The organism is Ochrobactrum sp. S1502_03 (genome assembly GCF_044435015.1).
GTDB lineage: Bacteria > Pseudomonadota > Alphaproteobacteria > Rhizobiales > Rhizobiaceae > Brucella > Brucella chromiisoli.
The window spans coordinates 113,076-129,008 of the sequence record NZ_JAYEXN010000005.1; the positions used below are offsets into that span (position 1 = coordinate 113,076).

Below are 15,933 nucleotides of genomic sequence, written 5' to 3' on the forward strand. Positions count from 1 at the left end.
AATTGTCCCATCTGTTGCCGATTTCAATCACTTTATCAATTTATCAGACCCAGTAAAGACTGCACTCACGCTGGGGCGCAGTTCTTTCGCCTTCGATAAGAGGTAGCCGATATGGATATGATGACTGAATCAGAACAGACGACGAAATATGGAGGATGGGCATCGGTCTATGTGGTGGGCCTCACGACTTTCGCGGTCGTGACAACAGAAATGCTGCCTGTCGGCCTCATGACCGCAATTGCAAGGGCAATGGATGTTTCAGTCGGAACCGCCGGATTTATAATCTCGGCCCCTGCAATCCTTGCAGCATTCTTTGCCCCTGTTGTCGTTGCCATAGCGGGCGACATTGACAGACGGAAAATTCTTGCTGGTCTTCTCACTGTGTTGACTGTCGCCAATATTGCCTCGGCCATTGCCCCATCCTTCCAATGGCTCCTTGTCGCGCGGGTCGCCGTTGGGTTTTGTATGGGCGGTATATGGGCTGTTGCCGGAGGACTTGCACCGCGACTGGCGCCAGCCCAATCCGTTGGAGTGGCGACGGCAATCATTTTTGGTGGCGTCGCCGCCGCGTCGGTGATGGGTGTGCCGCTTGGCGCCATGATTGGGGATGCCGCCGGGTGGCGATGGGCATTTGGCACAATGGCAGGGTTCAGTGCGACCGTGCTCGGTCTTAGTCTGTTGGTTTTACCTGCTTTGCCGGTTAATCAGTCTATCGGGTTCAGCAAATTTACAGCTGTGTTAAAGCACAGGCTGGTTCAGCTTGGGTTGATCCTTACGCTGCTGCTCGTCGCAGGACATTTTATGGCCTACACGTTCATAGGGCCGCTTTTACGAACAGTCTCCGGGGTTGCGCCCGAATGGATCGCTGCGCTGTTATTCATTTATGGGGCGGCGGGAATTGTGGGAAATTTTCTGGCAGGCACGATGGCCGCAAAGAGGCTCGGATTAACTCTCGGGTCAATTATTATTGGTCTTTCAGCGGCAATCCTGGGGTTTGCCGTTCTGGGCGAGACACCCGCTACAACTCTCGGACTCCTCGTTTTATGGGGGCTGGCCTATGGCGGTGTTTCCGTCACTTTACAGATATGGATGATGAAAGCCGCACCATCTGCCATTGAGATCGTGACCGCGCTTTTCGTCTCTATCTTCAACATTGGCATTGCAGCCGGATCGTTTCTTGGTGGGCTAACTGTCGACCACATCGATCTGCATGCAAACCTTCTTTTTGCTGCCATTTTACCCGCTTTTGCGCTGCTTCTCATGTTCGTTCTTCAACGGAGAGACTGAATTGACCTATGATATTTTTGAACTTGGCGACATCCAGTTACAATCAAAACGCTGCATCCGCGACGCGAAGCTGGCTTATAAAACCTATGGCACTCTGGCTCCTGCCAAGGACAACGTTATCCTTTATCCGACGTCCTTTGCCGCCACACATGATGATGCAGCATGGCTAATCGGTCCGGGACGGGCGCTTGATTGTGATAAATATTTTATCATTGTGCCCGATATGTTTGGGAACAGCCTATCCAGTTCTCCCAGCAATACGCCAGCGCCAGCGGGCGCAAGCCGCTTTCCAACGGTGACGATCCACGACAATGTCAAACAACAACACCGCCTTTTGACCGAAAGGTTTGGCATTGAGACGATACATCTCGCCATAGGCTGGTCTTTGGGCGGTGCGCAGGCGTTCGAATGGGCGGCGGCTTTCCCCGATATGGTAAAACGCCTCTTTGCTTTTCAAAGTGCTGCCCGCACATCGCGACATTTTTATCTGTTCTTTGAGAGTGTGCGCGCTGCAATCGAGTTGGATGCCAGTTTTAAGAAAGGCTTTTATACAAAACCACCCCACCGTGGGCTGCGTGTCGCCGCCGGTATCTATGCGGCATGGGGCTTTTCGCAGGCATTCTTCCGGCAGCGGTTGGACGAAAAGGCGTTGGGCTATGCATCGCTTGATGACTTCCTCATCGACTTCTGGGAGGGGTGGTTTTTAAAACGGGATGCAAACGACATCCTGTCCCATCTGTGGACCGGGCAGCATGCCGACATCAGCGCAAACGAAAAATACCTCGGCGATCTCAGCAAGGCGCTGGCCGCAATCCGAGCCGACACGATCATTATGCCTGCATCCAGTGATCTGTATTTTCCAGTTGACGATGCTGTCCGGGAAGCGTCGCAAATTTCGAAGGCGGAGCTGCGGGTCCTGGAATCTGTCTGGGGGCATGTGGCTGGCGAAGGAATGAACGATGATGATACTGCGGTCATTGAGCGTGCCATCACCGACTTGTTGAGCCGATGATACCTCAATGAGGTTGGACATCCGCGCGATTTTCGTTCGACAACAGCGGATACTTGTGGGTCGCAGATACCAGGCCGACAAGTATCCTTCTTTCGGGCACGCGAGGGTTGTTTTGGAATGAACCCTGCTTGTCTTTTGCTCGCGCCTGAGCCGGCGTATCTGTCTTATAACAATGAAATACTTGTATTTTACTCCCATCGTCGAATGAATGCGAAAGCTAAACAGCTCAAATTCGTGATGGCTTAAACAGAATGCCGATTTCCTCTGCCATAAGATCAGAACAATTTGCTTTACGTACCTCAAACTCGACGCTAAGATCGTTCACGTGACGCTTTGGGAGGAGTTCACATGCGATCAAATATGGGATCACTGATAAGCCGTAATACGCCTTGTTCAGACAACGCTGTCTTTGGCGTGCGCGCATGAGTGCGACTGAGAAAGAGAACGCTGTTCCGCTTCTCGAAGCGGTATCGCTGTCGAAGTCTTTCGGGCCGGTTCAGGTTCTCAAGAATATCAACCTGAAAATTTACGGCGGTGAAGTTCACGCGATTATCGGCGAAAACGGCGCTGGCAAATCGACATTGATGAAGCTTCTTGCCGGTAATGAGCGTCCGACCAGTGGTGAAATTCGCATTGATGGCAAGCCGATAGCTTTTTCGAACCCGGTGGAGGCCGAGGCGCAGGGTATCGTGCTCGTGCATCAGGAAATTCTGCTGGCGCCTGATCTCACCGTAGCGCAAAACATTTATTTAGGTCGTGAGCTTTCTAACGGGCTTGTTGTCGATGATAAATCGATGCGCGAGGGCGCGCGCAAAGCCATTCGTGATCTTGGTGCTGACATTGATCCTGATATCATCGTGGGCCGTTTGTCGATAGCGCAACGTCAACTGGTGCAGATTGCCCGCGTGCTGCTTGTCCCCCATCGCGTTGTGATTTTCGACGAGCCAACAGCATCGCTGACACCGGTTGAAACCGAAGCACTGCTGAAGGTTATTTGCGATATTCGCGCCAAGGGCGTTGCCGTTCTTTACATCTCCCACCGCCTGCCGGAAGTGAAAGAAATTTCTGATCGGGTCACGGTTCTGCGCGATGGAACGCTCGTTGCTGCTCACATGACGTCCGAGCTTCAGCCAAATGATATGGCGCGCCTGATGGTTGGCCGTGACGTTGCCAAGCTTTATCCGGACAGATCCGCCCAGCATGGGCAGGAAAAGGTGCTTGAGGTCGAAGATTTCAGCGTTCCGGGTTATGTCAAAACAGCAAGTTTCACCCTGAGCCGCGGCGAAATTCTGGGCTTTGCAGGTCTCGTTGGTGCGGGGCGTACCGAGCTTATGGAGGGGGTTGTCGGCCTTCGGCCCGGTAAGGGGCAGGTTCGCCACAATGGCAGGGCCGTCAATTTCCATAATGCGCATGAAAGTCTGTCTGCGGGGATCGCTTATCTGAGTGAGGACCGAAAAGGCAAAGGCTTGTTGCTTGGCAAAGACCTTGGCATCAATCTGACATTGGCATCGATCCGCAAGTTTGTCCGCGGTTTGCAGATCGACCGGCAAAAGGAGCGTGTGGCGCTCGATGATGCGATCAAGGAATTTGATATTCGCACAGGCCGCAAGGATATTCTGGCCGGTCAACTTTCCGGCGGAAATCAGCAAAAGTTGCTGCTGGCCAAGATGATGATGCTCAATCCCTCTATTGTCATCATCGACGAACCAACACGTGGCATCGACGTGGGCACGAAAGAGCAGATTTATCAGTTCATTGCGAACCTTGCCGATGAAGGAAAATCGATCATCGTTGTTTCGTCTGAAATGCCAGAATTGATCGGTATATGTGATCGTATCGTCGTCATGCGTGAGGGCCGTATTGCCGGTGAGGTGACCGGTGAGCGCATGAACGAGCATGATATTGTTGTCCTTGCAACAGGCGTCAGCACGCAAGCAGCATAGATAAAAAGGGGAGTGAATGACTGACGTAGTGAATGACAAGAGCAAAGCGCCGAAGACGTCAAAAGACTGGGATTTAAGGGCGATCGCGCCTTTTATTGCGCTGCTTTTGCTGCTTGTTCTCGGAACGCTTGCCAATCCGAATTTCATCAGCATCGACAATTTGCTGAATGTTGCAACGCGCAGTGCTTTCATCGCAATCATTGCGCTGGGCGCGACTTATGTCATCTCATCGGGAGGGCTTGACCTCTCGGTTGGTGCCATGGCTGCCTTTGTCGGCAGCATCATGATTTTGTTCATGAATAGCGGCGTTATTGCCGATCCGGTGATGATGTTGATCGCGGCCGTGCTTTTGGCCGTGGTTGTGGGTGCGCTGTGCGGGCTGACCAACGGATTGATCACCACTCTAGGCGGAATTGAGCCCTTTATCGCAACACTTGGCACGATGGGCATCTATCGCGGTCTGACGACATGGCTGTCGCAGGGCGGGGCTATTACGCTGCGCAATCCAGAGATCCAGTCGCTTTACCGTCCTGTTTATTTCGGTGATGTGTTTGGTGTGCCAATTCCGGTCATTGCGATTTTCGTAACGGCAGCAATTGCGGCCTTTGTGCTCTATCGCACGCGCTATGGACGGCATGTCATTGCGGTCGGCTCCAGCGAAGATGTCGCGCGCTATTCGGGTATTTCTGTCAGGCGCGTTCGCACCATTGCTTATGTTGTGCAGGGCCTTTGCGTGGCTGTCGCCGTCTTGCTTTATGTTCCACGACTGGGTTCGACTTCCGCCACGACCGGCATGTTGTGGGAGCTTCAGGCAATTACAGCCGTTGTGGTTGGCGGTACGGCTTTGCGCGGTGGCGTGGGGCGCGTCTGGGGCACGATCTGCGGCGCCTTCATTCTCGAAATCGTCGGTAATATCATGCTGCTTTCCAACTTCATCAGCGAATATCTGATCGGCGCCATTCAAGGTGCGATCATCATTATCGCTATGTTGGTGCAACGCTCGCTCTCGCGACGATGAAATGCCGGGGTGCGATGTCAGGTATGTCACACCCCGAATGACAAGTTTGACAGGATTGAAGGGGCGGTCCGGTCACAAAGGGTAAAGCCCCCGACCACATGGGAGGAAAAAATGCGAGGAAAGTTTTTAAGTCTGGCTTTTGCTGCTTTGACAGCGGGAGCTGTGGCCTTCACAGGCATGGCAAGCGCTCAGGACAAGAAGGTAACGATCGGCGTCTCGATTCCTGCTGCGGATCATGGCTGGACCGCTGGTGTCGTCTATCATGCGGATCGTGTGGCCAAGCTTTTGATGCAAGAGCATCCGGGGCTTAACGTGATCGTCAAGACATCGCCCGATGCTGCCAGTCAGGCAAATGCGTTGCAGGATCTTGCCGTTCAGGGGCTTGATGGGCTTGTCGTCTTGCCGACCGATCCTGATCCACTGGTCAATGCAATCAAGGAAATCAAGGACAAGGGTACTTTTGTTGCGCTTGTTGACCGTGCGCCAAGCAATAACGACAATTCGATCCGCGATCTTTACGTCGCGGGCAACAATCCGGCGCTCGGACAGGTTGCAGGCGAATATATCGCTAAAAACATGCCCGATGCTCAGGTTGTGGTCATTCGCGGTATGCCGATCCCGATCGATCAGCAGCGTCAGGACGGCTTTGACAAGGGTATTGAAGGCTCCAACGTCAAGGTCCTTGATCGCCAGTATGGCAACTGGAATCGCGATGATGCTTTCCGCGTGATGCAGGACTTCCTGACCAAATATCCGAAGATCGATGTCGTCTGGTGTCAGGATGACGACATGGCAGTTGGTGTGCTTGAGGCCATCAAACAGGCCAATCGTGATGATATTCAGTATGTTATCGGTGGCGCGGGTTCCAAGGACATGATCAAGAAAGTCATGGACGGCGACAAGCTCATGCCGGTTGATGTGCTTTATCCGCCTGCGATGGTTTCAACAGCCATGCAACTGGCAGCCGGTCACTTCTACGATCAGATTCCGGTCAGCGGCGAGTATATTCTCGATGCAACACTGATCACCAAGGACAATGCCGAGCAGTTCTACTTCCCGGATTCACCGTTCTAATATTCAAATGCGCGCCCGGTTCACGGGCGCGCGGTTGCACAAATTCAATAAAGTTGCGTTCGATTTGGAGGACTTTTGATGAAAACGATCAAGGGGCCGGGGATTTTTCTCGGGCAGTTTGCTGGCGATGAAGCGCCATTTAATACATGGGATGGCATTACCAAATGGGCTGCGGAAAAGGGCTATGCGGGTGTGCAGGTGCCGACCTGGGCAAGCCAGTTGATCGATCTTAAAAAGGCTTCCGAATCCAAAGATTACTGTGACGAATTTGCCGGTGTCGCGCGTGAAAACGGCGTGGAAGTGACAGAGCTTTCCACCCATCTGCAAGGTCAACTTGTTGCTGTTCATCCGGCCTATGATGAAGCATTTGATGGTTTTGCTGTGCCGGAAGTGCGCGGTAATCCCAAAGCCCGTCAGGCATGGGCGGTTGAGCAGGTGAAGATGGCCATCCGCGCCTCGCGCAATTTGGGCATTGGCGCTCATGCAACATTCTCAGGTGCTTTGGCGTGGCCGTTTATCTACCCATGGCCGCAGCGTCCCGCTGGTCTGGTTGAGACTGCTTTTGACGAATTGGCACGCCGCTGGTTACCGATCCTTGATCATGCAGATGAGCATGGGGTAGACATCTGCTACGAAATCCATCCGGGCGAAGACCTGCATGACGGTGTGACGTTTGAAATGTTCCTTGAGCGGGTGAAGAACCACCCGCGTGCGAACATGCTTTATGATCCGTCGCATTATGTGCTGCAATGTCTGGATTATCTCGACAATATCGACATTTACAAAGACCGTATCAAGATGTTCCACGTCAAGGATGCCGAGTTTAATCCGACAGGTCGGCAGGGTGTCTATGGCGGTTATCAGGGCTGGGTTAATCGCGCTGGCCGTTTCCGTTCGCTGGGTGACGGACAGGTTGATTTTGGCGCAGTGTTCTCGAAAATGGCTGCCAATGATTTCGATGGCTGGGCGGTTGTTGAGTGGGAATGTGCGCTCAAGCATCCTGAAGATGGTGCGCGTGAAGGTGCGGAGTTTGTGAAACACCATATCATTCGCGTGACGGAAAAAGCCTTTGATGATTTTGCCGCTGGCGGAACCGATGATGCAGCCAACCGGCGTATGCTCGGACTTTGAGGAAACACGATGACCATTGAAGCAAAAACCAAAGAAACCGCCAATCCACGCATTCGTTTGGGTATGGTTGGCGGTGGTGCCGGTGCGTTTATCGGCGGTGTGCATCGTATGGCATCCCGTCTCGATAACCGCTTTGAACTGGTGGCCGGCGCATTGTCCTCCTCGCCTGAAAAGGCACAAGTTTCGGGACGCGAACTTGGGCTTGCGGAAGATCGTATTTACTCAAGCTATAAGGAAATGGCGATCCGCGAAGCACGCCTTAAGAATGGCATTGAAGCGGTGGCGATCGTGACGCCAAACCACGTGCATTACGATGCGGCAAAGGAGTTTCTGCGCCGCGGCATTCATGTGATTTGCGACAAGCCGCTGACCTCGACTTTGGCTGATGCAAAGAAGCTCAAGAAAGTGGCCGATGAGAGCGGCGCATTGTTTGTGCTTACGCATAATTACACCGGCTATCCGATGGTTCGTCAGGCGCGTGAGATGATCGCTAATGGTGAGCTTGGCGATCTGCGCGTTGTGCAGGTGGAATATGCGCAGGACTGGCTCACCGAAGCGGTTGAGGAAACAGGTGCCAAGGGGGCTGTCTGGCGCACCGATCCGGCGCAATCCGGTCTTGGTGGCGCAACGGGTGATATCGGTACCCATGCGTTCAACCTTGCATCCTTTGTCACCGGGCTGACGCTGGACAGCCTGGCGGCTGATCTCGATAGCTTTGTTGCGGGGCGTCGTCTTGACGATAATGCCCATGTGATGCTGCGTTTTGCAGGTGGTGCTAAGGGTATGCTCTGGTGCAGTCAGGTGGCACCGGGCAATGAAAATGCGCTGCGGCTGCGTGTTTATGGCACCAAAGGCGGCATTGAATGGGCGCAGGAAGATCCAAACCGGCTGTGGTTTACACCGTTTGGTGAACAGAAGCGCCTAATCACCCGTGGTGGTGCGGGTGTCGGGGATGCCGCAACACGTGTCACGCGTATTCCGAGCGGTCATCCGGAAGGCTATCTTGAAGCTTTTGCGACGATCTACAGTGAAGCTGCCAATGCTATTCAGGCGCGACGCGACAATACAAAACCTGAGAGTGCGGTGATCTATCCGACTGTCGATGATGGCGTGAAGGGCGTTGCCTTCATTGACGCTTGCGTGCGATCGTCTAATAAAAATGGCGGATGGGTCAGTCTTTGACATGAAATAAAACCGAAAAAACGCCGTCCTTTTGGGCGGCGTTTTTGCTATGTCGTCAAAGCTTGTTGGATGACACAGCTCATCTGCCGTAGAAAAGCCATCTTGATTTCATGTTTGTCCGAAATGTGCCTGATAAAGCCAACCAGTTTTCGGTCGTCGCTGTAGGGTGCGCGAATTCAATACCGTTCGAAAGCGTGTACCATGCAGAAATTCCGTCCTGTGATTGCCAGCGGACCGCTGTGCCTTTTAACGGCACTTTATGTGCTCATTTTTACAAACACATCGTTCTGGCGCGCGGCCGGAAATTTTTATGCCGATTCACCGCTCAGGCTTGCAGGCATAGTCGTCGTTGTTTTGCTGCTTTATGTGGCACTTTTTGTTTTGTTTTCCGCGAAATATGTCATCAAGCCGATGCTGATATTTTTCATATTGGTCGCGGCTGGCGGTTCTTACTTCACAGATACCTTTGGCACAATTATCGATAAATATGTCATTGAAGCGGCGCTGACGACAACGCAGGCTGAATCCGGCGCACTGCTTACGCCAAGCTTTATGTGGCACATGTTTCTTTACGGTGTTGTGCCTTCTTTATTCATCGTATGGGTTCGCGTCAAACATCGGCCCATTCTGGGTAAATTGCTGGTCAATACAGGCGTTATCCTAAGTTGCGTCATAGCATCGCTTGTCATCATTGGTACGAATTACGCGGCTTATTCATCGATGTTTCGTGAGCATGGTGCTGATATCATGCAAAAGCTTATGCCAAGCACACCGATTGCCAGCACGATCCAATATGTATCGCATGTATATAAAAACCGCTCTATTGTGATTGAGCCGCTTGGGTTGGATGCGCGGCAGGCGCTGACGCAATTGCCGGGAGGCAAAAAGCTTGTCACCGTTGTCGTCGTGGGCGAAACAGCACGTGCGCAGAATTTCAGCCTCAATGGCTATGCGCGGGAAACCAATCCTGAATTGAAGCAGCGCGACGTTATTGCCTTCACCGATACGACGAGTTGTGGCACGGAAACCTCTGTGTCTGTGCCTTGCATGTTTTCGCCTTTCACCCGCAAGGATTATTCCAATACGAAATTTCGCGGTTCGGAAAACCTGATGGACGTGCTTAAACATGCAGGTGTCGACGTGAGCTGGTATGAGAATAATACCGGCAGCAAGGGCGTTGCCGAGCGGATCAAACTCATTGATTTGCAGGGTGCACAAGACAAGCGTTACTGCGACGGCGGCGAATGCATTGATCAGATTCTGGTCGATAATTTGTCAAAGGCACTGGATGACATATCGCAAAACACGACGATCGTTCTGCATATGACGGGCAGTCACGGTCCGGCTTATTATCGCCGCTATCCGGCGGAATATGCAGGTTTTACGCCGGATTGCCGCTCGAATGATTTCGCAAAATGCTCGCGGGAAGAAATTGTCAACGCCTATGACAATTCGATCCTCTATACGGATCATATTCTCTCGGAGATCATCGATCTTCTCAAAGCGCATGAGGACAAGCTTGCACCCGCGATGATTTATATGTCTGATCATGGCGAGTCGCTTGGCGAAGACGGTCTTTACCTTCACGCCGCGCCCTATTTCATCGCGCCATCGCAGCAGACGCATGTTCCTTTCATTACATGGTTTGCGCCTGATTATGTCGCGGATATGGGACTCAATCTTGATTGTCTGCGCAAGACAGCGGGCGAGCCATCATCGCATGATAATCTGTTTCATACTGTGCTCGGCATGATGGCGGTAAAGACGTCCGCTTATGATCAGAAGCTTGATCGATTTGCGGCCTGCCGGACACCGCATAATGTCGTGTTGCAAGAGCCGCAGGGATCAAAGAGCTAAAGAGAGCTTTGCGTGTCTGAAAGTCTTTTGAAGTTTAAAAGAAAACCCCGCTCATTGAGCGGGGTTTTCTGTTTTGCGTATGATTAAACGTAGCGGTTGACCACGTTTTCCAGATATTCCTGACGGCCAGATTTTGGCTGCGGATTGATATCCTTTGCTTCGACTTCTGACGTGATTTGCTCCAGCGATAGGCCCGTTGCAAGCTTTTTGCCAAAATCGCTCGACCATCCTGCATAACGCTCATCGAGAGGCTTGGACAGCGCGCCGTCTTCCAGCATACGAGCGGCAGCCTTGAGGCCGCGTGCGCAGCAATCCATGCCGCCGATGTGGCCGATCAGAAGATCCTGCGGATCAAGCGACTGACGGCGCAGTTTGGCGTCGAAATTGGTGCCACCATTCTTGAAGCCGCCGTCGAGCAGAACCTGATAATAGGCCAGCGCCATTTCCGGCACATTGTTCGGGAACTGATCCGTATCCCAGCCCGACTGATAGTCGTTGCGGTTCATATCGATAGACCCGAGAATACCGAGGCTGCGGGCCAGTGCCAGTTCATGCTCGAACGAATGGCCTGCAAGGATGGCATGGCCCTGTTCGATATTGACCTTCACTTCATTTTCAAGGCCATAGCGCTTGAGGAAGCCGTAAACCGTTGCCACATCATAATCATATTGATGCTTGGTTGGCTCCTGCGGCTTTGGCTCAATCAGGATCGTGCCCTTGAAGCCGATCTTGTGCTTGTACTCAACCACCAGATTGAGGAAACGGCCCATATTGTCGAGCTCGTGACCGAGATCTGTATTGAGCAGGGTTTCATAACCCTCGCGACCGCCCCAAAGCACATAATTATCACCGCCAAGGCGCTTGGTTGCATCCATACACGTTTTGACGGTAGCAGCGGCGAAGGCGAACACTTCAGGGTCGGGATTTGTTGCCGCACCTGACATATAGCGGCGGTGCGAGAAGAGATTGGCGGTGCCCCACAGAAGCTTGATGCCGGTTTCAGCCTGCTTCTTTTCAAAGATATCGACGATTGCTTCGAGGTTGCGGGTATTTTCGGCAAAGTTATTGCCTTCCGGGCGCACATCGGCATCGTGGAAGCAATAGAAAGGCGCGCCGAGAAGCGAAAAGAATTCGAATGCCACATCCGCTTTCAGTTTTGCAGCTTCAAGACCATCCTTATACCACGGGCGATCGAATGTACGCCCACCGAACGGATCGCCGCCTTCCCATGCGAATGTGTGCCAATAGGCGACCGCAAAACGCAGGTGATCTTCGAGGCGCTTGCCAAGGACGATTTCGTCTGGGTTGTAGTGGCGGAACGCCAGCGGATTATCGCTGTCTGGTCCTTCGTAACGTATTTTCTGGATGTCGCCGAAAAATCCGGTGCTCATCATGCTCCTCCAATGTTGATGTGAGTGTGCTGTGCTCTTGCTTGTTAAGCGAGTGGACGCAATGCGGGGTAAAGTGCGTGATAGCGCTGATAGGCTTCGTCATAGGACGAAAGCAGCGCCTGTTCGGGCTCGATGGTGCGGGCTGTGCGCGGTGGCGTGCAGATCGCGAAAGGATCAGCACCACTGGCAGCGATCAGCCCGAGGCGCGCCGCACCAAATGCCGCGCCAAAGTCGCCTTCTTCCGGCAGCGAAATGGGGACATTCAAGGCCGTTGCGATTGATTTAAGCCAGTAGGTGGACCGTGAACCGCCACCCACAGCGATGAGTGATTTGATCTGTGTGCCCGCCGATTGCAAGGCGACAAGATTGTCACGGATGGCAAAGGCCACGCCTTCAAGAACTGCCTGCGTCATAGCCTTGCGATCAGTCTCATGTTCAAGGCCGCTGAAAACGCCACGGATTTTTGCATCATTATAAGGCGTGCGCTCGCCGGAAAGATAAGGCAGGAATGTCACGCTGCCAGGGGCTTTGAGTGCGTCGCCAAGCTCAGTGTCGAGCGCATGCGGTGTTGCGCCTGCGATGCGGGAAAACCACTCAAGCGCGCTGGCTGCTGACAGGATAACGCCCATCTGGTGCCAAGTGTGGGGAAGCGCATGACAGAAGGCGTGGACGGCACTTTCAGGCTTGGGCTGATAAGCGCCATTGGCTGCAAACAACACGCCTGATGTGCCGAGTGAAACAAAAGCATTGCCGGGTTGAACCGTCCCCATGCCACATGCGGATGCCGCGTTGTCACCTGCGCCGCCTGCAACGACAGGCGCCTTTGAAATTCCCCAGCGCGCAGTCAGCTCCGCGCGCAAAATGCCAGTCGCGTCGCTGCCTTCGGCAAGCTTGGGCATCTGGCTTTCAGTCAGACCCGTCTTCGAGAGAAGTTCAGCCGACCATTTTCGCGCGCCGGTATCCAGCCAGCTTGTGCCTGCGGAATCGGACATGTCGGACACATATTCGCCGGTCAGCCAGAGGCGCAGATAATCTTTTGGCAAAAGAACCATGCGGGTACGGGCAAAAATATCCGGCTCATTGCGCGCAACCCAGACGAGTTTCGGCGCTGTAAAACCCGGAAAAACGATGTTGCCGGTGATCGCACGGAAGGCTGGATCAGCATCTAATTCTGACGCTTCCTTATAGCTTCGGGTGTCATTCCAAAGAATGCAGGGGCGAAGCACCTGATCGTTTTCATCAAGCAGCGTTGCGCCATGCATCTGACCGGAAAGGCCAATGCCTGCAATGGCTGCAAATTCCTTTGGATGGGCTGTGCGCAGGCCATCAATTGCCGTTTCGCAAGCCTTGATCCATTGGGCTGGATCCTGCTCGCTCCAGCCCGGATGCGGACGCGAAACATCAAGTTCACCATGCGCGGAGCCGATAAGCTTCTGCTCGCCATCGATCAGAAGCGCCTTTACGCCGGATGTTCCAAGATCAAGCCCGAGATACATATTTGCTCCAGTTGAATTGCCGTTTGGTCTGCGCCTCAGTCGAGCTGCGGCAGGTTGTCTTTGAGAAAAATTTCGATGCGGATATGTTCCTGCCCCTGCACAATGGCGAGGCGGTCCGCAGTGGCTTTAAGAATGCGAATGGCGCTGCGAATTTCATGACCGGCGTCCTGCGCAAGCACGGCATGAACGAGGCCGTCTTCGAGTGCCTGCGATGTAACGCTGTCGCGCTCGTGGGCGATGACCAGAGGCCGATTGTCATTGCGTGACGCTGCAAGCGCACGGACAAGTCCGCTGTTCCCGGCTCCCAAACTATAAATTCCAGCCAGATCTTTGCGTTTTGCGAGAAGATCAAGCGCAAGTTTTTCAACGCGCGCGCTTTCGTCAAAACCTTCGAGAACCGGCAGGATCGCGCGCCCGGAAAAATCGGTCGCCATCGCGCTTTTGAATCCCTCAAAACGCGCCAGATGATCGTGCACTTTCAGCGAGCCAGCGATAACCGCAATGGCGCCATCGGTGCCGCTCGCAAAGAGACCCAGCAAACGCGCCGCCGTGCGTCCGGCTGCAACATTATCGATGCCGACATAATGCGCGCGCGAAGAACCGCCAAGATCAGACACCAACGTGACGGCATGGATGCCCGATTCGGTCAGTCTCTCACATGCTTGACGCACCGGATCAGTATCGACGGCCACAAAAGCCACACCATCGGGTTTGCGTTCAGCACTTTCATCCAGCGCTTTCACAAGAGCTGCTTCATCAAATGCCGGAATAAGCACCAGATTGATCAGAACCCGCTCGGAATATCCACGCTCGGTGGCCGCTTCAAGCTCGCTGCGCAGGCTTTGCATGAAGGTGTTTTCGTTATCCGGTAAAATGAAATCGAACTGATAAAGCCTGCCGCGTGCGAGATTGGCAGCGCTGACATCACGCACATAGCCAAGCGTGTTCATCGCGTCCGTTACACGCTCGCGGGTTTTCGCTCTTACGCCGGGGCGGTCGTTCAGCACACGGTCAACCGTGGCGAGACTGACGCCCGCAGTTCTGGCTATATCATGCACGGTAGGTTTCATTTTCACTCCTCGGAGCGCAACATATGAGCAAAAATGAGGTACGTAAATCAAAAAATGCTTGCTATTCATTTTTGTTTCCGTATCAATTGCACCTGAGGATGGGGTCGTGCGCTTGCGCACGGTCCTGCTTTGGTGATCTTGGTGCATTGCACCGTGGGAGGATCAGCCAGATAAAGAATGAAGGGCCTCTTCGGAGGTCGCTTGTCGTGCCAGACTCCGGGGGCGGGTTCGTTCGGGGCGAGGTCTTTTATCAACCGGCATCAAGCCGGCGGTGATTGGAGGAAACGTGCATGAAACGTCGTAATTTTTTGACAGGCGCGCTTGTCGCAGCAGCGCTCGGTATCGGTGCCATGGGTACCACGAGCGCCTTTGCATCGCCTGAAAATCCGGTTATCGGTTTTTCTATTGACGATCTGCGCGTAGAGCGCTGGGCGCGTGACCGTGATTATTTCATCGCGGCAGCGGAAAAGCTGGGTGCCAAGGTCAATGTTCAGTCGGCTGATGGCAATGAAGAAAAGCAGGTTAAGCAGGTTGAAAACCTGATTTCGCAGGGCGTTGATGCCATCGTGATCGTACCAATGAACTCAAAGGTTTTCGATGCGGTCGTGGCGGATGCAAAGGCTTCGGGCATCAAGGTTCTTTCTTATGATCGCCTGATCCTCAACGCCGATATCGACGCTTATATTTCCTTCGACAATGAACGCGTTGGTTACATGCAGGCGGAAGCTGTGTTGAAGGAAAAGCCGGAAGGCAATTATTATCTGCTCGGCGGTTCTCCAACGGATAACAATGCGAAGCTGCTGCGTGCAGGCCAGGAAAAGGCGCTGAAGGAAGCAGTCGATTCCGGCAAAGTCAAGATCGTCGGCTCGCAGTGGGTTAAAGAATGGAGCCCGACAGAAGCGCTCTCCATCATGGAAAATGCGCTGACTGCGAACCAGAACAAGATCGACGCTGTTGTTGCTTCCAATGACGGTACTGCTGGTGGTGCAATTCAGGCACTCGCAGCACAGGGCCTTGCAGGCAAGACAGCTGTGTCGGGTCAGGACAGCGATCTGGCCGCTGTAAAGCGTCTGGTTGACGGTACACAGACCGTGACTGTTTATAAGCCGCTCAAGCTGATTGCTGAAGAAGCAGCAAAGCTCACGGTTCAGCTCGTTCGTGATGAAAAGCCTGAATTCAATGGCAAAATCGATAATGGTTCCAAGGAAGTCGACACACTCCTGCTGACGCCAACGGCTGTCACTAAAGATAATGTCGATATTTATGTAACCGATGGCTTTTACACGAAGGAACAGATCGAAGGAAAGTAAGCCTTTTCTTCTGCCTGTTTGATTGCAGACTATCGGACTGGGTACTGCATTAAAGATATGCGGTACCCAGTTTAAGATCATTCCTGGTCTCCTGTCTTTGACAGCGTTGTCGGTACTGGCTTGCGCAAAGCAAGGTTTTTGAAATTTACTGCAAGGTCATTG

The 15,933-nt window shown here is 53.2% G+C and carries 12 protein-coding genes; 9 read left to right on the top strand and 3 right to left on the bottom strand.

Going from position 1 to position 15,933, the window contains the following annotated elements:
* The first annotated feature begins 111 nt into the window (after nucleotides 1-111).
* The 8 genes from VBH83_RS06255 (at nucleotide 112) to VBH83_RS06290 (ending at nucleotide 10,504) form a co-directional block, all read left to right on the top strand.
* Entirely contained in the window at nucleotides 112-1,287 is a 1,176-nt protein-coding gene (locus VBH83_RS06255) for an MFS transporter (protein WP_396996800.1), read from the top strand.
* 1 nt (nucleotide 1,288) lies between these two features.
* Nucleotides 1,289-2,299 (top strand): alpha/beta fold hydrolase, encoded by a 1,011-nt coding sequence (locus VBH83_RS06260; protein ID WP_396996802.1) that lies wholly within the window; start codon nucleotides 1,289-1,291, stop codon nucleotides 2,297-2,299.
* A 422-nt stretch (nucleotides 2,300-2,721) separates the two neighbouring features.
* Nucleotides 2,722-4,242: a sugar ABC transporter ATP-binding protein gene (locus VBH83_RS06265; RefSeq protein ID WP_396996804.1), complete on the top strand. Its 1,521-nt coding sequence runs from the start codon at nucleotides 2,722-2,724 to the stop codon at nucleotides 4,240-4,242.
* A gap of 16 nt (nucleotides 4,243-4,258) precedes the next feature.
* On the top strand, nucleotides 4,259-5,260 hold the full coding sequence (locus VBH83_RS06270) for an ABC transporter permease (protein WP_265985086.1): 1,002 nt from the start codon (nucleotides 4,259-4,261) through the stop codon (nucleotides 5,258-5,260).
* A 111-nt stretch (nucleotides 5,261-5,371) separates the two neighbouring features.
* A complete protein-coding gene (locus VBH83_RS06275; protein WP_396996806.1) occupies nucleotides 5,372-6,334 on the top strand; it encodes a substrate-binding domain-containing protein in 963 nt (320 codons plus the stop codon).
* A gap of 78 nt (nucleotides 6,335-6,412) precedes the next feature.
* Nucleotides 6,413-7,465, top strand: coding sequence for a sugar phosphate isomerase/epimerase (locus VBH83_RS06280; RefSeq protein WP_265985088.1), 1,053 nt, complete (start codon nucleotides 6,413-6,415; stop codon nucleotides 7,463-7,465).
* A gap of 9 nt (nucleotides 7,466-7,474) precedes the next feature.
* Complete coding sequence (locus VBH83_RS06285; RefSeq protein WP_265985089.1) at nucleotides 7,475-8,647, top strand: Gfo/Idh/MocA family protein; 1,173 nt, start codon at nucleotides 7,475-7,477, stop codon at nucleotides 8,645-8,647.
* 201 nt (nucleotides 8,648-8,848) lie between these two features.
* The gene (locus VBH83_RS06290) at nucleotides 8,849-10,504 is read left to right on the top strand and encodes a phosphoethanolamine transferase (protein ID WP_396996809.1); all 1,656 of its coding nucleotides are present in this window, start codon (nucleotides 8,849-8,851) and stop codon (nucleotides 10,502-10,504) included.
* 83 nt (nucleotides 10,505-10,587) lie between these two features.
* Here the strand turns inward: VBH83_RS06290 and xylA are convergent, their stop codons facing one another.
* From xylA to VBH83_RS06305, 3 genes are read right to left on the bottom strand one after another with little or no spacing between them, the layout of a single operon-like run.
* Nucleotides 10,588-11,895 (bottom strand): xylose isomerase, encoded by a 1,308-nt coding sequence (gene xylA / locus VBH83_RS06295; RefSeq protein ID WP_396996811.1) that lies wholly within the window; start codon nucleotides 11,893-11,895, stop codon nucleotides 10,588-10,590.
* A gap of 44 nt (nucleotides 11,896-11,939) precedes the next feature.
* A complete protein-coding gene (gene xylB / locus VBH83_RS06300) occupies nucleotides 11,940-13,391 on the bottom strand; it encodes a xylulokinase (protein ID WP_396996813.1) in 1,452 nt (483 codons plus the stop codon).
* Nucleotides 13,392-13,426: 35 nt separating this feature from the next.
* Nucleotides 13,427-14,461, bottom strand: a complete 1,035-nt coding sequence (locus VBH83_RS06305) for a LacI family DNA-binding transcriptional regulator (protein ID WP_396996815.1) — start codon at nucleotides 14,459-14,461, stop codon at nucleotides 13,427-13,429.
* Between the two features lie 290 nt (nucleotides 14,462-14,751).
* Here VBH83_RS06305 and xylF point away from each other — a divergent pair, with 290 nt between their 5' ends.
* Nucleotides 14,752-15,771: a D-xylose ABC transporter substrate-binding protein gene (gene xylF, locus VBH83_RS06310; protein ID WP_396996817.1), complete on the top strand. Its 1,020-nt coding sequence runs from the start codon at nucleotides 14,752-14,754 to the stop codon at nucleotides 15,769-15,771.
* Nucleotides 15,772-15,933: the final 162 nt, after the last annotated feature.